Raw genomic sequence first — 17,745 nt, 5'->3', positions numbered from 1 at the left:
AAGCAGCTCCTTTTTTCATAGCATTCATCAACCCCTGGCACGCCCCTGCCGAAAGATCCCATGGCCCGCAATACCCAGGTCGCCGCCGACCACAACGCCCCGTCCGTCACGCAAATCCTGGCCCGCCATGTCGCCACCCATCCCGGCTACCTGGCCGGCGGCTGGAGCGCTGCCGTCGACCACGAAGCACACCGCACCTTCATGAACTGGCTGGGCTGCGCGGTCGGCGCGGCCCACCACGAAGCCGCCGATGCCGCGCTGGCGGCCGTGCAGATGCTGCAGCCCGCGGCGCAGGCCAGCGTGCTGGGCCGCAAGGAAAAAGTCGACATGGCCAGCGCCGCACTGGTCAACGGCATCACCTCGCACACCTTCGATTTCGACGACACCCACCTGAAAACCATCATCCACCCGGCCGGCCCGGTCGCCTCCGCCGTGCTGGCCCTGGCCGAACAGCTGGGCGCGTCGGGGCGCGACGTGATCGACGCGCTGGTGCTGGGCATCGACGTGTCCTGCCGGGTCGGCAATGCGATGTACCCCGAGCATTACGACCGCGGCTGGCACATCACCGGCTCCACCGGCACGCTGGGCGCGGCGGCGGCCTGCGCCCGCCTGCTCAAGCTCGACACGCAGAAAACCGCGATGGCGCTGGGCATCGCCGCCTCGCAGCCGGTCGGCATGCGCGAGCAGTTCGGCACCATGACCAAACCTTTCCACCCCGGCGCCGCCGCGCGTGCCGGCCTGATGTCGGCCCTGCTGGCCCAGCACGGCTACACCGCCAGCCCGAAAGCCCTGGAAGCACCGCGCGGCATGATGCAGACCGTTTCCACCAAAAACGACTGGAACGAGATCACCGGCGAGCTGGGCCAGCGCTTCGAAATCTCGTTCAACAGCTACAAGCCCTTTGCCTGCGGCATCGTGATCCACCCCAGCATCGATGCCTGCGCCCAGTTGCGGGCGCAGGGTGTCACGCCGGCGCAGGTCGAACGCATCGAACTCAAGGTGCACTCGCTGGTGCTGGAACTGACCGGCAAGAAGGAACCGGTCGATGGCCTGCAGGCCAAGTTCAGCGTGTACCACGGCTGTGCCGCCGGACTCACCTTCGGCCGCGCGGCCGAGGAAGAGTTTTCCGATGAGGTGGTGAACCGCGCCGACATGGTGGCGCTGCGCCGCAAGGTCGTGGCCACCGTCGATGACTCGATCGACGAAGCCAGCGCTGACGTGACGGCGGTGCTGACCGACGGTCGCCGCGTCCATGTGTTTGTCGAACACGCGATCGGCTCGCTGCAGAACCCGATGACCGACGCCATGCTGGACGCCAAGTTCCGGGGCATGTCGGACGCCGTGCTGGGCGCCACCCAGACCGCGGCCCTGATCGAAGCCTGCTGGGCGGTCGGTGGTGCCGGCGACATCCGCGCGCTGACCGCGCTGGCACGGCCATGAGTAGCGGCCAACCCCGCGTCGTCGTTCTCGACGACAGCGAACGGGCCCTGCGCCGCTTGGCCGACTGGCGCGGTATTGACGCCCGCGCGGAAGTCACCATCCACCATGAACCTCTGAGCGGCACGGCGCTGGTCGATGCGCTGAAAGACGCCGATGCGGTTGTGCTGATGCGCGACCGCACGCCGTTCACAGCCGAACTGCTGGCCCAGTTGCCGAAACTGCGCTACCTGGTGTTCACCGGCACGCGCAATGCGAAGCTGGACCTCGCGGCGCTGGCGGCCCGCCACATTCCGGTCAGTTGCACCGAGTTCGGGCCCTCGAAAGACAGCACCTGCGAACTCACCTGGACCGCCATTCTTGCCGCCACCAAGCAACTGGGCAGCCATGCTGCACGCCTTCAGGCCGGCCAATGGCGCAGCGACACGGCCGGCCCCCTGCCCGGCACCCTGGTCGGGCAGCGTCTGGGCCTGATTGGCCTGGGCGAGATCGGCGGGCGTGTGGCCCGGGTCGGCAAGGCCTTGGGCATGGATGTGGTGACCTGGAGCCCGCGCATGACGGCCGAACGGGCGGCCGCGCAGGGTGTGGCCTTCCTGCCGCTGGAAGAGCTGCTGGCGACATCCCGCGTGGTCAGCCTGCACCTGGTCGTGGTGGCAGCGACCCGGCACCTGATGAATGCCCAGCGCCTGGGCCTGATGCAGCCCGGCAGCCTGCTGGTCAACACCTCCCGCTCGGAACTAATCGACACACCCGCCCTGGTTCAGGCCCTGAAAAGCGGCCGGCCTGGCTTTGCCGCCCTCGATGTGTTTGATGTGGAGCCGTTGCCGCTGGACGACCCGCTGCGCCAGTTGCCCAATGTGCTGCTGACCCCGCACCTGGGTTTTGTCACCGAACCCGTGTTCCAGCGTTTTGCCGGCGGGGTGACCGAGTGCCTGCAGGCCTGGCTGGCCGATGCGCCCCTGGTCCGGGTGGTCACGCCCGGGGCCTGAACCGCCGTCAGTCCCCTTCTGCCTCTTTCGGAGCCATGCTCCGGCTCCATTTTGCTATCCAAACAATAGCTTTCGTCTCTTGCCCGTATTGGGCTGGCGGCCGATTTGATGCCTCAATTTCGGTGCAGCCGGCCCCTACCCGCCCGGCCCTGTTTCAACCCCAAGGATAGCTGCACGCACTGGCGAACCAGTGCCTTTGGACGCCGCGCTCACTGCACCTTGGCCTACAAAACCGGTTGAACTAAAGCGGAAAATAGGACACAAACTAGGGTTATTACTTATTAGCCTTGCCCTATTAAAACCATTGAACCTATTGCTTAGCACTCTATCCAATGGAGTGCTAATATTACTTCTATAAAGGAGTTTTACCCTATGTCCTACGCTCTGTCCCCTCAAGTGGCCCCCGCGACAACACAGTTGGCGCCTGCCAATCCGTGGTCGCTGCTGCCACCGCTGGGCAACCTGGATGCCTACATTTCGGCGGTGAACCGCCTGCCCATGCTCACGCTGGAGCAGGAGCAGGAATTTGCCCGGAAACTGAAGGACGAGAACGATCTGGACGCGGCCGGAAAGCTGGTGCTGTCCCATCTTCGGCTGGTGGTGGCCACTTCGCGCAAATACCTCGGTTATGGCCTGCCCCATGCCGACCTGATCCAGGAAGGCAACATCGGCCTGATGAAGGCGGTCAAACGGTTCGATCCGGACCAGGGCGTGCGCTTGGTCAGCTACGCGCTGCACTGGATCAAGGCCGAAATGCACGAGTACATCCTGAAAAACTGGCGCATGGTCAAGGTCGCCACGACCAAGGCCCAGCGCAAGCTGTTTTTCAACCTGCGCTCGATGAAACAGGGCTTCAAGGACGACGCCGATGTGGCGACGCACCGCGACACGCTGACCGAAGGCCAGATTGATTCGATGGCCAAAACGCTGAACGTCAAGCGCGAGGAAGTCATCGAGATGGAGCAGCGCATGTCCGGCGGCGACGTGTTGCTGGACCCGAGCCCGAGCGACGACGGTGAAGAGGCCTACGGTCCGATTGCCTACCTCTCCGATGCCACGCAGGAACCAACCCAGCTTATGGAGTCGCGTCAACGTGACCATCTGGCCAGCGACGGTATCGCCACTGCGCTGGAAGGCCTGGACGACCGGTCGCGCCGCATCGTCGAGGAGCGCTGGCTCAAGGTCAACGACGACGGCTCGGGCGGCATGACGCTGCATGACCTGGCGGCCGAGTACAAGGTCAGCGCCGAACGCATTCGCCAGATTGAAGTGGCGGCGATGAAAAAAATGAAAAAGGTCTTGGCCGCTTATGCCTGACCGTGCCTGATACCTTGACTGCAACGCTGCGCAAGCGGCGATTGCCAAAGCCTGCATTCGACCATCGTCTGCAGGCTTTTTTTTGCCCCTCTGCCGGAGCCGGGCGGCGCTTCAGCTTCCCAGCAGCAGCAGGCGAATGTCCGCAGCCAGCGGCGCCGCGCCGGTGCCGTAGCGGCTGTACAGGCGCACTCGGCCCTGCGGATCGAAGATGTAGCTGCCGGCCGAGTGGTCCAGCGTGTAGCTGCCGGGCGTCTTGCCATCGACCTTCTTGTAAAAGATCTTGAAGTCCTTGGCCAGCTGCGGCAGCTTGTCAAGGTCGGGGCGCAGCGCCAGGAAGGTCGGGTCAAAGTTGCCCATGTAGGCCTTGAGCACCTGCTGCGTGTCGCGCTCGGGGTCCAGCGTGACGAACAGGCCCTGCAGCCGTGCGCCGTCGACACCCAGCATTTTCTTGATCTCGGCGAGCTCGGCCATGGAAGTCGGGCACACGTCCGGGCACTGGGTGAAACCAAAAAAGATGACCACCACCTTGCCCTGGAAGTCCTTGATGCGGCGCGCCTGGCCGTTGTGGTCGGTCAGGGCAAAGTCGCGTGCATAGTCGGCGCCGGTGATGTCGATGCTGGTGAACTGCGGCTTCTTTTCCCCGGAGCATGCGCTTAAAAGGCCCACAGCGCCCGCCAAAAAAGCGCCTCCAGCTATTAATTTAATAGTATTTCGTTTGCCGAGAGAAGCGGGGAAGGTGCTCATACGAGGTAATGGTCCAGCAGCAGGGCTGCAAACAAGACAGACAGGTGGATCAGCGAAAACCGGAAGGTCTTGCGCGCCAGGGCATCGGAGTAATTGCGCCACAGGCGCCAGCCGTACCAGCTGAAGCCGAGACTCAGGCCAATCGCCACCACTAGGTAAAGCCAGCCGCTCATCTGGAAGACAAAGGGCATCAGGCAGGCCGCAAACAGCACCAGCGTGTACAGAAACACCTGCAGGCGCGTGAACTCGTTGCCATGGGTGACCGGCAGCATGGGCAGGCCGGACTTGCGGTAGTCCTCCACGCGGTACAGCGCCAGCGCCCAGAAGTGCGGCGGTGTCCACAGGAAGATGATCAGGAAAAGGATCAGGGCTTCGGGGCTCACGGCGCCGGTCATGGCGGCCCAGCCGAGCACCGGCGGCATCGCCCCCGAGGCCCCGCCAATCACGATGTTCTGCGGCGTCAGCGGCTTGAGGATCACGGTGTAAACCACCGCGTAACCAACAAAGGTCGCAAAGGTCAGCCACATCGTCAGCGGGTTGACCCAGACGTAGAGGATCCACGAGCCCAGCGCACACAGCGCCGCCGAAAAAGCCAGCGTCAGCGGATTGCTGATCTGCCCCTTGGCGGTGGCACGCCAGGCGGTGCGTTTCATTTTGGCGTCAATCTGCTGCTCGACCAGGCAGTTGAAGGCCGCTGCGGCACCGGCCACCAGCCAGATGCCGGCACTGGCCACCAGCGCCAACCTCACATCGGCCCAGCTGGGCACGCCGGGAACGGCCAGCACCATGCCGATCAGCGCGCAGAACACAATCAGCTGCACCACGCGCGGCTTGGTCAACGCGTAAAACTGCGCAAACTTGGAGGGCACAAAAGGGGCGACCGCCACGGAGGCGGAGGAGTCGGCGGGATTCATAGGCTGGAAGCCCTCAATTTTGACGCACTTGCCAACTCAGGGGTGCGGTAGCTCGAAAAAATGGCGCCCGTCAGCACCACCACCAGGGCGGCCGCGCCGCCCGTGTGAGACACCGCCGCCACCAGCGGCCAGCCCAGCACGACGTTGCTCAGGCCGGTGGCAAACTGCCACAGGGCCAGTCCGCTGATCCAGAGGGCATGGGAACGCATGGCAGAAATCTGCCGCAGGCGACTGGCCAGCCACAGCAGGGCAGCAAAAACAACATAGGCCGTCAGCCGGTGCACATAGTGAATCGCCGTCAGCGCCTGGAAGCTGATGTTGTCACCGTCCAGCCCTGCACCGAGTGCGCGCCACAGCGTAAAACCTTCCCGGAAGTCCATCGGCGGCCAGAAGCTGGCCTGGCAGGCGGGAAAATCGGTGCAGGCCAGCACCGCGTAGTTGGTGCTGACCCAGCCGCCGAGCGCGATCTGGACCCACAACAGGGCAAAGGTCACGGCCAGCAGCAGCCACGTGGCGGCAGGCAGGGGCACCGGCAGGGTTTCGCCTTGGGCCTGCGCATAACGCACGGCCTGGGCGCGCAGCAGGGCCAGCAGGACCAGGCCGCCCAGCAGGTGCAGGGTGACGATCAGCGGGAACAGTTTCATGGTGACGGTCAGTGCGCCAAAAGCGCCCTGCACGCAGACCCAGACCAAGGTCAGCATCGGCCACCAGGGCGACAGGATGCGCCCGGTGCCCTGCCCCTTTCGGCGGCTCAGCCAGGTGGCGACAGCGAGCGTCAGGATCAGCACCCCGACCCCGGTCGCGAGGTAACGGTGAATCATTTCTATCCAGGCCTTGCCATGCGTGACCGGCCCGCTGGGCATGGCTGCCTGCGCGGCGCTGATCGGCTGTTGCGCACCGACCGGGCTGGCGTGGCCGTAACAGCCCGGCCAGTCGGGGCAGCCCAGGCCCGAGTCGGTCAGGCGCGTGAAGGCACCAAACAGCACCAGGTCAAAGGTCAGAAACAGCGTGACCAGCGTGAGCACCCGCAGGCGCCGCGCCATCGGCTGGTTCTTGTTGCGCAGCCAGACCCAGGCCAGCGGGCCCAGGGCCAACACCAGGCCCATGCCCATGAGCCGCAGCGCCGGGCTGAGGTTGTAGAGGTCTTGCGTGTCCATGTTTAACAGGAGCTGGTTATTGCGGGTTTTCAGGCCAGCAGGGGCCGCGGGTCCGGCTCCGCCGGCCAGCAGGCGCAGCGGCCCCCTCGGGGGGCAGAGAGCGACACGAAGTGCGCGAACGTGGGGGCCATTACCTGCCTTCCTTGTCCCACGAGGCGGATGCGCGCAGCAGGCGTTCGAGGTCGCGTTTGGCTTTGGCGGCGCCGGCCGCATCCATGTTCGCCGGAAAACGCATCATCCAGTTGCCGAGCGGGTCCACCACATACAGGTGGTCCTGCAAACGCTGCCCGGGCGCGGCCTGCAGCCACTGGTCCAGGCCGGACACACGCAGCACGGTGGAACCGAGCAGCGCCGTTTTCAGGGTGTCGGGAATGGCCGCGTCGTCGCTGACCAGCCAGACGCGGTCCAGCCTGGCCTTTTCACGGCCCAGGGATTCGCGCAGCTGGCGCTGGAAATACAGGTGTTCCTGGCATGTCGTGTCGCAGGCACCGCCGGCCACGCTGAGCAGCAGCCACTGGCCCTTGAGCGCGGGCAGCTCGATGCGGCTGCCATCAGGTGCCACAGCGGCCAGGGCCGGCAACGGGCGCTGCGGGTCGATCAGCTCGCCATAGTTGCGCCGGCCTTCCGGACGGATCACGTAATAGGTGAAGTAGGACGCAATCACCGGCGCGGCGCAGATCAGCAGGACGGCCAGCATTTTCCAGCGCCCCGCCCGGGTATCGGGCGCGCGTGCGGCCGCGGCCGCGTCGAGCTGCGGCATGGCATGGACGGTCAGACCCAGGGGCTGGTCCTGAGCGCCCGGCCCGGCTGGGCCTGTCGGGGACGGGGAAAGATCGGGCTGTGAAGGTTGCACTTTGGAAATCGCCGTTCAGGATTGGGGACGCGGTAAATGCCGCTTTTTGCGGCGCGGGGAAATCAGCTGGAACCAGACAAACAGGCCCACGACCAGGGCGCACAGGCCAAACCACTGGAAGGCATAACCATAATGCTTGTCAACACCCACGGTGGGTGCCGGCCAGTCGCGCAGCAGGCCTTCACTGGCGGCACCGGTCTGCAGCAATGACACGGCCATCAGGGGTTGGCCGATTTCCGCGCCAAAGGCGGCGACATCGATATTTTGCCGGATGCGTCCGCCTGTCTCGCCAGCGAATTCATATAGCTTGGACGGCGGCGGGGCCATGCGGCCAGCCACGCTGACCAGTCCGGACGGCGTTGGCACAGCAGGCAGGCGGGTGCGGTCATTGAAGTCGCGCGGCACCCAGCCGCGTTGCACCAGGATCCATGGCCGCCCGCCTTCCAGCGCCAGCGGCGTCACCACCCAAAAACCGGACTTGCCGCCCATCGGACGGTTGTCCAGGTACACCGTGTGCGCCTCCTGCCAGACACCGTGCAGCAACGCCTGCCGGTGCAGCACCGTCGCCAAGTCCCTGGTCGCCAGCAATGCCCGGTTGTCCAGGGCAGGGAGCCTGTTCTGGGCATCAATCGCAGCCTGCAGCGCGATCTTGTCGGTGGCGCGGCGCCATTGCCACTGGCCCAGCGAAAAGGTCAGGCCCGCCATCAGCAGGGCGGCCAGGGTCACGACCCAAAAGCGGACGCTCGGCAGGGGGGGCCTCATGCGCGGATAATCCGGTTCATGAATTACCTCGTCGCCATTGCATTTTTGGCCATCCTCGCCAGCCTCGGATCCGCGCTGTTCTTCATGTTGAAAGGCGGCAGCGGCAGCAAAGCCAAAAGCGGCAACATGGCACGCGCGCTGGCCTTTCGCGTCGGCTTTTCAATTGTGCTGTTTGTCTGCATCCTGATCGCCTGGAAAATGGGCTACATCCAGCCCACCGGCATTGCGGCGGGCAAATAAAAAAGAAACAAAAAAGAACAAAGGCCGCGTGAGCGGCCTTTCATGTGCTCGCCGCTGAGGGCGCGCGGCAAACAAAAGCTGCCCGGCAAGAATGCCTGCTGCAGCTCCTGCGTTCTAGAGCCAGTAAACGAGGATGTACAGGCCCAGCCAGACCACGTCCACAAAGTGCCAGTACCAGGCCGCACCTTCAAAACCGAAGTGGCGGTCTGCCGTGAAATGCCCTTTTTGCAGGCGCAGCGTGATGAACAGCAGCATCAGCATGCCGACAAACACGTGAAAGCCGTGAAAGCCTGTCAACATGAAAAAGGTCGAACCGTACACGCCGGACGAGAGTTTCAGGTTCAGATCGGAGTAAGCATGAAAGTACTCGTAGCCCTGCACACACAGGAAGATGATGCCGAGCAGCACGGTCATCCACATGAATGCAATCGTCTTGCCGCGGTGGTTTTCACGCAGCGCATGGTGGGCGATGGTCAACGTGACACCGGAGCTCAGCAGCAAGGCCGTGTTGATGGTGGGCAGCCAGAAGGGTCCCATGGTCGTGAAGGGCTCAATGATGTCGGCCGGTGACCCGGTCATGCCGGCGGCAACGCTGGGCCAGACCGCCTTGAAATCGGGCCAGAGCAAGGCATTTTCCAGACTGCCCAGCGCAGGCACGGAGTGCACGCGCGCCCACCACAAGGCTGTGAAGAAAGCCCCGAAGAACATCACTTCCGAGAAAATGAACCAGCTCATGCTCCAACGGTAGGACAGGTCGATCTTGTGGCCGTAAAGCCCGCCCTCGCTTTCGCTGACTGCGGCACGAAACCAGAAAAACAGCACGCCCAGCCACCAGGCCAGGCCGAACGCGAGCGAGTACGCACCCCAGCCGGAGCCGTTGATCCACTGCCCCGCGCCTAAAAAGAGGAAAAACAGGCCGATGGCCGCCATCACCGGATAAGCCGAAGGCGCCGGGACGAAGTAATACGGGGTTCCTGCATGTGCTGCTGAAGACATTTCCAACTCCTGTTTCGCTAAATTCTCAAATTCAATAATCAAGGCCTGGCGGGCACCCTGCGGTCTATTTGCCCACCACCCAGGTGGCCAGAAGAATCAGGCCGCCGACAAAAACAAGCACCCCGACCAGGCCAACCACAACGATGTGGACCGGGTTGAGCTGCTGCACATCCTTCTCGTAGTCACCCCGGCTACGCAGCCCGACAAACGACCAGCTCACCGCCTTGATGGTGCGCCAGATGGAGCCTTTGCGCTGGGTGACCGGCGTGGTCATACGCCGGGCTCACGCGCGGGCCGCGCCAGATCCACGGCGGCAACAGGCACTGCTGCCGGAGCGGCCGGGGTTTTTCCGCCGACTTCAAAAAACGTGTACGACAGCGTGATGGTGGTCACATCCTTGGACAACTTGGGGTCAATCACAAACACCACCGGCCACTGCTTTTTCTCGCCCGGCGCCAGCGTGTACTGGCTGAAGCAGAAGCATTCGAGCTTGTTGAAATGCGCGCCGGCCTGCACTGGCGCGTAGCTCGGAATCGCCTGCGCCGACATCGTGCGGTTCTGCACATTCTGGAACTCGTACATCACCGTCATCAATTCGCCCGGATGCACCTGCAGCGAACGCTGCGCCGGCTTGAACATCCAGGGACCGCGTGCGTTCGCGTCAAACTCGACCGTGATGCTGCGGCTGGTGTCGACCTGCGTGTTGGCCGACAACTTTGGCGTCGCGCCGGGAATCTGCCGGTCGCCCAACGCCAGGATGTTGATGCCGGTCATCTCGCAGATGGCCTTGTAAATCGGCACCAGCGCATAACCGAAGGCAAACATGCCAAGCACAATCACGCCCAGCTTGCCGACCATTCTGAAATTTTCGCGCTTCAGGCCCATGCGTCAGCCTTTGCCGAAAAAGACCAGCTTGGCCATGAAGCCGAGGAAAAACACCACCGCGATCGAGGCGAGGATCAGCCCCAGCCGCAGGTTGTGCTTTTTCTGTTCAGGTGTCATGACGCGCGGCTTGTTGCTTCGAACGGATCAGTAGCCGATCACCTTGGTCGCTGTGGCGTCCAGGCGAGGCGGTGTCTCAAAGGTATGGAAAGGCGCGGGCGATGCCACTTCCCACTCGAGACCTTCAGCGCCTGCGCCGTCCGGGTCGTTCCAGGGCCGCTGGGGTGCTTTTTCACCCTTGCCGCGCATGGTGGGCAGGACCACAAAGAGGAAGAAATAAACCTGGGCAAAGCCGAAGAAGAAGGCACCCACGCTGGCAATCGCGTTGAAGTCGGCAAACTGCATCGGGTAGTCGGCGTAACGGCGCGGCATGCCGGCCAGGCCCAGGAAGTGCATCGGGAAGAAGGTGACATTGAAGGAGATCAGCGACCACCAGAAATGGATCTTGCCGCGCTTCTCGTTGTACATCACGCCGGTCCACTTGGGCGACCAGTAGTAGTAGCCGGCAAACAGCGCGTACAGCGAACCCGCCACGAGAACGTAGTGGAAGTGCGCCACCACGTAGTAGGTGTCCTGCACCTGGATGTCAATCGGCGCCACCGCCAGGATCAGGCCGGTGAAGCCGCCCATGGTGAAGACGAAGATGAAGCCGACGGCAAACAGCATCGGCGTCTCGAAGGTCATGGAGCCCTTCCACATCGTCGCGATCCAGTTGAAGATCTTCACGCCGGTCGGCACGGCAATCAGCATGGTCGAATACATGAAGAACAGCTGGCCGGTCACCGGCATGCCGGTGGTGAACATGTGGTGCGCCCACACGACAAAACTCAGGATGGCGATGGAACCCGTGGCGTACACCATGGAGGCGTAGCCGAACAGGCGCTTGCGCGCAAACGCCGGGATGATCTGGCTGACGATGCCGAAAGCCGGCAAGATCATGATGTAGACCTCGGGGTGGCCGAAGAACCAGAAGATGTGCTGGAACATCACCGGATCGCCGCCGCCGGCGGGATTGAAGAAGCTGGTGCCGAAATGGCGGTCGGTCAGCGTCATGGTGATCGCGCCGGCCAGCACGGGCATCACGGCAATCAGCAAGTAGGCGGTGATCAGCCAGGTCCAGCAGAACATCGGCATCTTCATCAGCGTCATGCCGGGTGCGCGCATGTTCAGAATGGTCACGATGATGTTGATCGAACCCATGATGGACGAGGCGCCCAGGATGTGCAGGGCAAAAATGCCGGCGTCCATGGACGGGCCCATTTGCAGCGACAGCGGCGCATACAGCGTCCAGCCACCTGCCGGAGCGCCACCGGGCATAAAAAAGGAACCCACGATCATCAGACCGGCAGGAATCAGCAGCCAGAAGCTGAAGTTGTTCATGCGGGCAAACGCCATGTCGGCCGCGCCGATCTGCAGCGGAATCATCCAGTTCGCAAAACCGACAAAGGCCGGCATGATGGCGCCGAACACCATGATCAGGCCATGCATGGTCGTGAGCTGGTTGAACAGTTCGGGGTTGACCAGCTGCAGGCCGGGCTGGAACAGCTCGGCCCGGATGCCCAGCGCCAGCACACCGCCAAACATCAGCATCGTGAAGCTGAACAGCAGGTACAGCGTGCCGATGTCCTTGTGGTTGGTCGCGAATACCCAGCGACGCCAGCCCGTCGGGGCATGGTCGTGGTCGTCATGCGCGTGATCGTGATGGTCTAGAACTGCACTCATCTTGGCTTCCTTTGGTGGCTTGTGCCTGTAGCTTTGTCTTTGCGGCGGACCGGGGGTCGCCGGCTGCTTGAGAATCTGCGGGAGTAAATCGGCTTATTTGCGCGCGGCCAGCACTGCAGCGGGCTGCACCAGCTGGCCGGTCTGGTTGGACCAGCTGTTCTTGGTGTAGGTGGCCACCGCCGCCAGATCGGTATCGCTCAAGGCTTTCCACGACGGCATCGCACCGCCGGCGGCACCGTTGAGCAGGACCTGGATCTGTTTGCCGTGATCGGCATCGACCACGATGGCGGAACCATCCAGCGGCTTGATCGGGCCGGCGCCCTTGCCGTTGGCCTGGTGGCAGGCCGCACAATTGGCCGCATAGACTTTTTCGCCGCGGGCCTTGAGCTCAGGCAGCGCCCACACCTTGGCAGGATCATCGGCCTTGGCAGCGGCCTCCTTGACCTTGATGCCAACCCACTTGCTGTAGTCCTCGGCCGAGAGCACCTTCACATGGATGGGCATGTAGGCGTGTTCTTTGCCGCACAGCTCGGCGCACTGGCCGTAGAAATCGCCGGTCTTTTCGGCACGGAACCAGGTGTCGCGCACAAAACCGGGGATCGCGTCCTGCTTGATGCCGAAGGCTGGCACCATGAAAGCGTGGATCACGTCGTTGGCGGTGGTGATGATGCGGATTTTCCGGTCGACAGGCACCACGAGCGGGTTGTCCACCTTGAGCAGGTAGTCATCCGGCGCCTCACCCTTTTTCGGACCACCATTGTTGGACATTTCGCGCTGCGTGCTGTCCAGCGACGAGACGAAACCGATGCCTTCGCCCTCGCCCTTGAGGTAGTCATAGCCCCATTTCCACTGCATGCCGGTGGCCTTGATGGTCAGGTCGGCGCTGGTAGTGTCCTTCATCGCCACCAGCACCTTGGTGGCCGGCAGGGCCATCAGGATCACGATCACAAAGGGAACAATGGTCCAGATGATCTCCACCGTGGCGGACTCGTGGAAATTGGCCGATTTGTGGCCGACGGACTTGCGGTGCTTCCAGATGGAATAGAACATCACGCCGAACACGGCCAGGAAGATGACCAGGCAGATGATCATCATGAACCAGTGCAGCCAGTGCTGCTCTTGCGCGATCTTGGTCACGGCCGGGTGCAGGTTGAGCTGGTTGACGGCCGGGCCGCCAGGCAGGTCGTTGACCGCGTAGGCCGCTGTGCTCAGCCAGGCGACTGACAGGGCCGTGACAGCAGCCAGCTTGCGGCCGGCTTGCAGGATCAGGGACTTCAAAACTTCGACTGCGTGCTTCATGCCTGACCCTGTTGTTGTGCGTACGTTCATCGTGATCACTTTTAATGCCTCAATTACCGACTGATTATAAAGACAGCCTGACACCGTCCGGACAGCCCCGGCCTGGCGCGCTGTCGTCCGGGCCAACTCAACACCCACGCAATGCGTGACGGATCTCCCGGGCCAATGCCGGCCGCAGCTCCGGACGCACATGCCGCCCCACCCTGACCGAACGCCCCTGACCCGATACCTCGATCAGCGAGCCATCTCCGTTTTTGGGCTCGACACGAACCCATTCGCGGTTGAACTCCGCCCGCTCAAGACGCCCCGCACTCTCGAGCTCCACCACCAGCTGGCCGCCTTGCAGGACGATGCGTTCACCATCCGTCGCATGGCGGGCATACACCCGGAATGCCGCGCCCACCACCACCAGCTCCAGCCACGCGAACGGCATCACCATCGTGGCACCCTGCACCCAGAAAAATCCGGCAATGCCCAGCGAGACCACACACAGCGAGACATACAGCCACACCAGTTGCGCTGGTGTCACGGAACAGTTGCGCTTGAGCAGCCACTGGACAGCCTGCCGCCCCTGACCGCTCTGGCCGGGCGCCTTGGCAAATCGGAATGACGGGGTGGTGAGCAACACGAAACAACTTTGACGCTGATCAAGCACTTTCGGCCGCCAGCTGTGTAGGATAGCTAAAAATTCGAGTCTGGATTGTAGCCGGGATTGTTTTGCACAAAGCCGCCACAAGGGCCAGTCCCGACTGTTCTGCCTGCGTCCCGCAGGCCTCAGGAAATGCCACGCGAGCCCTGCAACATGGCGCGCATGTCCTGCACCGACACCGCACTCATGGGGCTGACCCTGACTTTGGGCTGAGCCTTGAGGGCATGACCATAAATGACCTCGAAGGTCAGCATCAGCCGGCCGTCGCTCTGGCGCGGCAAACGCTCGAGCGCCTGCAACAGACGCGCCTTCCAGGCGCGTCCACGCAGGCCGGTAAAACGCGCGGGATGGAAGTTGCGGCCCAGCTCGCGCAACTCCTGCAGCAGGCGTTGCGGTGTCTCGTAGGTCAGCGTGATGCGCTCCATGTCCATCACGGGTTCGGCAAAACCGGTTTGCACCAGCATGTCACCCCAGTCGTGCATGTCGGTCAGTTCGTGGCCGGCCGGCGGCCAGCCCAGCGCCCGGTAGAGCTCGCGCAACTCGCGCGCGCTGTCTGGGCCCAGGCAGGAAAACATCAAAAAGCCCCCGACCTTCAGTGCCCGATGCCACTGCGCCAGCAGGTCCTGCGGATCGGCGGCCTCATGCAGCGCCATGTTGGCCCAGAGCATGTCCACCCCAGCCGGCGGCGGGGCCTCAACATGCACGGCCGGCCCTGCCCAGCGCTTCGGATTCCACCAGGATTTCGCTATATTTTTTATAGCTGCCTGCGCAAGCTCCTGCTGGGCTTCTACCACGAAACACTCGGCATCCGGATAACGGCCGGCGAGTTGCCGATGCGCCTGCATGCCGCCGCGCATCGCCCCCCAGTGAGCCCAGGCCTGCGGCTGGAGCTTGATCCATTGCAGCCGGTCCAGCATGCGCTGCGCCACTTCCTCATGCAGCCAGGGCGATGACGCCGGTGCCACGCGTTGCCAGCGGGCAACAGCCATCGGATCCAGGGTGGGTGGGCGGTCGTTGGGCATCAGAGGGACATGGAAGGAATCAAGCAGGCAGAGCGACGAGTATATTGACACGATGTCGCTGCGCCTGACCACCCCGGCTTTCCTGACACTGCAAAATCTGGCCAGCCAGTGCGCGGTGTGCCACAGCTGGCCGGCGTGCCGTGTCTGCGCGGCCTGCATCGCGCGCTTCGGCCAGCCGGCGGCGCGCTGCAGCACCTGCGCCATCAGTCTGGTCAGCGGTCAGACCCAATGCGCCACCTGCATGCGGCAGCCGCCGCCACTGGACGCGTGTTTTGCCGCCGTGAGTTACGCCTATCCCTGGTCGAAACTGATGGCCGTCTACAAATTCGGCCAGGACCCGGCCTGGGCCGCGGTGTTTGCCGGCCTGCTTCTGCGGACACCCGGCCTTGCGGGACGGCTGGCAGCCCTGCAGTCCGGTGACTGGCTGCTGCCCATGCCCCTGTCGGCCGAACGCCTGCAGACACGCGGCTTCAACCAGTCCTGGGAACTGGCCAAGGCACTGGCCGGCCAAAGCGGCACGGCCGCACACCCAGACGCGCGGCTGCTGCTGCGTATCAGGAACACGCCACCCCAGTCCCAGCTCAAACGCGAAGCGCGGCTGCAAAACGTCAAGGGCGCATTTGTCGTCGATCCCCTGCGCGCAGGTGAATTGGCAGGCCGCCACGTGCTGCTGATCGATGATGTGATGACCAGCGGGGCGTCCCTGTTTGCCGCCGCGCAAGCCCTGCGCGATGCTGGCGCCGCCGGCGTCAGCGGCCTCGTGGTTGCACGCACCGAATGATGTGCCCCCACGGTTGCTCACTGCGTGTAGCGCCCTGCACCTTGCAGGCCGCCGCTCGCCAGAGGCTTCGCTTCTGATGCCTGTCCAAACCTGCTCAAGCAGGTTCGGAGCCGCAGGCACCAGCCCCGAGGGGGACGCTGCGCCTGCGGCCCGGCCAAGCCGGTTCCGCGGCCCCTGCTTGAAGGAAGAGCACCCCGGAGAGTGTGCCCGCGAGGGTGCCCCAAGCGCCAGGCGGCGACAATCAGGTGATGTTCAATATCGTTCTGGTCGAGCCCGAAATTCCTCCCAACACCGGCAATGTGATCCGGTTGGCGGCCAACACCGGCTGCCGCCTGCACCTGGTGGAGCCGCTGGGTTTTTCGATGGACGACAAGCACATGCGCCGCGCCGGGCTGGACTACCACGAGTACGCCGAGCTCAAACGCCATGCCGACTGGCCCGCTTTTCTGGCCACCGAGCAGCCCGACCCGCAAAGAATGTTTGCCCTCACGACCCGCGGTACAAGGCTGGTGCACGACGCCGTTTTCGCGCCGGGCGACTGGCTGGTGTTCGGCTCGGAAACCCGGGGTCTGGCCCCCGAGTTGCGTGAGCTGTTTGCACCGGCGCAGCGCCTGAAACTGCCCATGCGGGTCGGCCAGCGCAGCCTGAACCTGTCCAACGCCGTGGCCGTCACGGTGTTTGAAGCCTGGCGGCAAAACCACTTTGCCATGCCCGGCGCGCCCGTTTAGGCGGCGGGCTCACTCGCCTTGCCTTCGCCCCTGGAAGGCCAGGTGCGCTCGGCCTCGGCGGCTTTCAGCCGGGTCTGCTCGATCAGGAACTCCATGAACACCCGGGCCCGCGCCGGCACGTATTTGCGGCTGGGAAGGGCCGCGTACAGGGTGAAACGGCCGGTGATCCAAGGTGCCAGCACGCGCCGCAGCTGCCCGTCGCGCAGGTAATTGGCGACCAGGTCCAGCGGCTGCGCGCTGATGCCGGTGCCGTCCAGCGTGGCCCGCAGCAAGGTGTCGCTGTGGTTGGCCATCATGACGGGCTTGACCTCCACGGCCACTTCGCGGTCCTCCTCCTCGGGGTTGATCAGCTGCCATTCGCGCTGGCGGATCCCGGCCTGGCTGAGCCTGAGCAGGGCGTGGTTCTTCAGGTCTGCCGGCTGGCGCGGCGTGCCGGCACTGCGCAGGTAGCGCGGTGACGCGCACAGGAGGCCCTCTGAAACAATCACCGGCCGCGCCACCACGTTGGCGTCGTACAGCCGGCCGGCGCCCAGAATCGTGAGGTCGTAATCCTCAATTGGCGGCACCAGCGGGGAGTCCACCGTGATGTCCAGCACCACCTTGGGATAACGGCGGCGAAACTCGGCCACCAGGGGCGCAATGATGTGCACCGCCATCACGGGCTGGGTGTGAATACGCAGCAAGCCGGCCAGTTCGTCGGTCTGCTGGCGCGTCGAAGCCTCGGCCTGGTCCACGTCGTTGAGGATGTGGCGCACCCGCTGCAGGTAGGACTGCCCGGCCTCGGTCAGCGACAGTTTGCGGGTGGTGCGCTGCAGCAGGCGGGCGCCCAGATGCCGCTCCAGATCCGTGATCAGGCGGGTCATCACCGCCGGCGACATGTCCAGCGTCCTGGCGGCAGCGGCAAATCCGCCGTCGTCCACGACTTGCTGGAAGGCGCGCATGGATAAGAGTCGGTCCATAGGGTAATTACCAGTAATTCAAGCCCTTATTGTTCCATGAACAGCAATTAGCAATTGATGGATTGGCTATTTTTCTTTGTTTGAGGCAACAGTAAAGTTCATACATCGATGAGCCGCAACCAATAAACGACTCACCGAGGCTGGACAGACGGGATCAATGAGCCCGCCATGCCCGGACATGTTTATTCACTCTTCCAAGGAAATTTCATCATGAATGCATCCAAGTTCTTCGCT

Annotated in this window: 20 protein-coding genes; 6 read left to right on the top strand and 14 right to left on the bottom strand. The window is 63.6% G+C overall.

The features are described 5' to 3' along the window. Positions 1-60 precede the first annotated feature (60 nt). From B7G52_RS00095 to rpoH, 3 genes are all read left to right on the top strand, one after another. Positions 61-1,440, top strand: a complete 1,380-nt coding sequence (locus tag B7G52_RS00095; protein WP_096695425.1) for an MmgE/PrpD family protein — start codon at positions 61-63, stop codon at positions 1,438-1,440. Continuing rightward, the gene (locus B7G52_RS00090; RefSeq protein WP_096695424.1) at positions 1,437-2,426 is read left to right on the top strand and encodes a D-2-hydroxyacid dehydrogenase family protein; all 990 of its coding nucleotides are present in this window, start codon (positions 1,437-1,439) and stop codon (positions 2,424-2,426) included. The genes B7G52_RS00095 and B7G52_RS00090 overlap by 4 nt, the downstream gene beginning before the upstream one ends. Before the next feature lie 372 nt (positions 2,427-2,798). Beyond that, the gene (rpoH, locus tag B7G52_RS00085; protein WP_096695423.1) at positions 2,799-3,743 is read left to right on the top strand and encodes an RNA polymerase sigma factor RpoH; all 945 of its coding nucleotides are present in this window, start codon (positions 2,799-2,801) and stop codon (positions 3,741-3,743) included. Positions 3,744-3,854: 111 nt separating this feature from the next. Here the strand turns inward: rpoH and B7G52_RS00080 are convergent, their stop codons facing one another. The 5 genes from B7G52_RS00080 to B7G52_RS00060 form a co-directional block, all read right to left on the bottom strand. Next, the gene (locus B7G52_RS00080; protein WP_096695422.1) at positions 3,855-4,487 is read right to left on the bottom strand and encodes an SCO family protein; all 633 of its coding nucleotides are present in this window, start codon (positions 4,485-4,487) and stop codon (positions 3,855-3,857) included. Continuing rightward, positions 4,484-5,401: a heme o synthase gene (gene cyoE / locus B7G52_RS00075; RefSeq protein WP_096695421.1), complete on the bottom strand. Its 918-nt coding sequence runs from the start codon at positions 5,399-5,401 to the stop codon at positions 4,484-4,486. The genes B7G52_RS00080 and cyoE overlap by 4 nt, the downstream gene beginning before the upstream one ends. Continuing rightward, entirely contained in the window at positions 5,398-6,558 is a 1,161-nt protein-coding gene (locus tag B7G52_RS00070) for a heme A synthase (protein ID WP_096695420.1), read from the bottom strand. Before B7G52_RS00070 ends, cyoE begins: the two co-directional genes overlap by 4 nt. A 130-nt stretch (positions 6,559-6,688) precedes the next feature. Then, positions 6,689-7,318 carry a hypothetical protein gene (locus tag B7G52_RS00065; RefSeq protein ID WP_096695419.1) on the bottom strand — a complete coding sequence of 210 codons (630 nt, stop codon included), beginning with the start codon at positions 7,316-7,318 and terminating at the stop codon, positions 6,689-6,691. A gap of 108 nt (positions 7,319-7,426) precedes the next feature. After that, positions 7,427-8,173, bottom strand: a complete 747-nt coding sequence (locus B7G52_RS00060) for an SURF1 family protein (protein ID WP_096695418.1) — start codon at positions 8,171-8,173, stop codon at positions 7,427-7,429. 18 nt (positions 8,174-8,191) lie between these two features. Here B7G52_RS00060 and B7G52_RS00055 point away from each other — a divergent pair, with 18 nt between their 5' ends. Continuing rightward, a complete protein-coding gene (locus B7G52_RS00055; RefSeq protein WP_096666720.1) occupies positions 8,192-8,413 on the top strand; it encodes a twin transmembrane helix small protein in 222 nt (73 codons plus the stop codon). 114 nt (positions 8,414-8,527) lie between these two features. On the opposite strand, the gene B7G52_RS00050 is transcribed toward B7G52_RS00055, so the two are convergent. From B7G52_RS00050 to B7G52_RS00020, 8 genes are all read right to left on the bottom strand, one after another. Beyond that, positions 8,528-9,409 carry a cytochrome c oxidase subunit 3 gene (locus tag B7G52_RS00050; RefSeq protein ID WP_096695417.1) on the bottom strand — a complete coding sequence of 294 codons (882 nt, stop codon included), beginning with the start codon at positions 9,407-9,409 and terminating at the stop codon, positions 8,528-8,530. A 64-nt stretch (positions 9,410-9,473) separates the two neighbouring features. Further along, entirely contained in the window at positions 9,474-9,683 is a 210-nt protein-coding gene (locus tag B7G52_RS00045; RefSeq protein WP_096695416.1) for a DUF2970 domain-containing protein, read from the bottom strand. Next, on the bottom strand, positions 9,680-10,294 hold the full coding sequence (locus B7G52_RS00040; protein ID WP_096695415.1) for a cytochrome c oxidase assembly protein: 615 nt from the start codon (positions 10,292-10,294) through the stop codon (positions 9,680-9,682). The genes B7G52_RS00045 and B7G52_RS00040 overlap by 4 nt, the downstream gene beginning before the upstream one ends. A gap of 3 nt (positions 10,295-10,297) precedes the next feature. Then, positions 10,298-10,411, bottom strand: a complete 114-nt coding sequence (locus B7G52_RS23900; RefSeq protein ID WP_240523255.1) for a cytochrome oxidase small assembly protein — start codon at positions 10,409-10,411, stop codon at positions 10,298-10,300. Between the two features lie 27 nt (positions 10,412-10,438). Then, a complete protein-coding gene (gene ctaD / locus B7G52_RS00035) occupies positions 10,439-12,073 on the bottom strand; it encodes a cytochrome c oxidase subunit I (RefSeq protein WP_096695414.1) in 1,635 nt (544 codons plus the stop codon). 93 nt (positions 12,074-12,166) lie between these two features. After that, positions 12,167-13,372 (bottom strand): cytochrome c oxidase subunit II, encoded by a 1,206-nt coding sequence (coxB, locus tag B7G52_RS00030; protein WP_096695413.1) that lies wholly within the window; start codon positions 13,370-13,372, stop codon positions 12,167-12,169. Positions 13,373-13,499: 127 nt separating this feature from the next. Further along, positions 13,500-14,000, bottom strand: a complete 501-nt coding sequence (locus B7G52_RS00025) for a DUF2244 domain-containing protein (protein ID WP_096695412.1) — start codon at positions 13,998-14,000, stop codon at positions 13,500-13,502. 146 nt (positions 14,001-14,146) lie between these two features. Further along, entirely contained in the window at positions 14,147-15,043 is an 897-nt protein-coding gene (locus B7G52_RS00020; protein WP_096695411.1) for a methyltransferase domain-containing protein, read from the bottom strand. 52 nt (positions 15,044-15,095) lie between these two features. On the opposite strand from B7G52_RS00020, the gene B7G52_RS00015 reads away from it, so the two are divergent. Continuing rightward, complete coding sequence (locus B7G52_RS00015; RefSeq protein WP_096695410.1) at positions 15,096-15,824, top strand: ComF family protein; 729 nt, start codon at positions 15,096-15,098, stop codon at positions 15,822-15,824. A gap of 248 nt (positions 15,825-16,072) precedes the next feature. Then, positions 16,073-16,552: a tRNA (cytidine(34)-2'-O)-methyltransferase gene (locus B7G52_RS00010; RefSeq protein WP_096695637.1), complete on the top strand. Its 480-nt coding sequence runs from the start codon at positions 16,073-16,075 to the stop codon at positions 16,550-16,552. On the opposite strand, the gene B7G52_RS00005 is transcribed toward B7G52_RS00010, so the two are convergent. Continuing rightward, complete coding sequence (locus B7G52_RS00005; RefSeq protein WP_096695409.1) at positions 16,549-17,511, bottom strand: LysR family transcriptional regulator; 963 nt, start codon at positions 17,509-17,511, stop codon at positions 16,549-16,551. The two genes, B7G52_RS00010 and B7G52_RS00005, sit on opposite strands and share 4 nt — an antisense overlap. Between the last annotated feature and the right edge of the window lie 234 nt (positions 17,512-17,745).

The organism is Polaromonas sp. AER18D-145, from assembly GCF_002379095.1.
Lineage (GTDB): Bacteria > Pseudomonadota > Gammaproteobacteria > Burkholderiales > Burkholderiaceae_C > Polaromonas.
The sequence above is the reverse complement of the archived record's forward strand: the minus strand, read 5'-3'. Positions and strand labels throughout refer to the sequence as shown.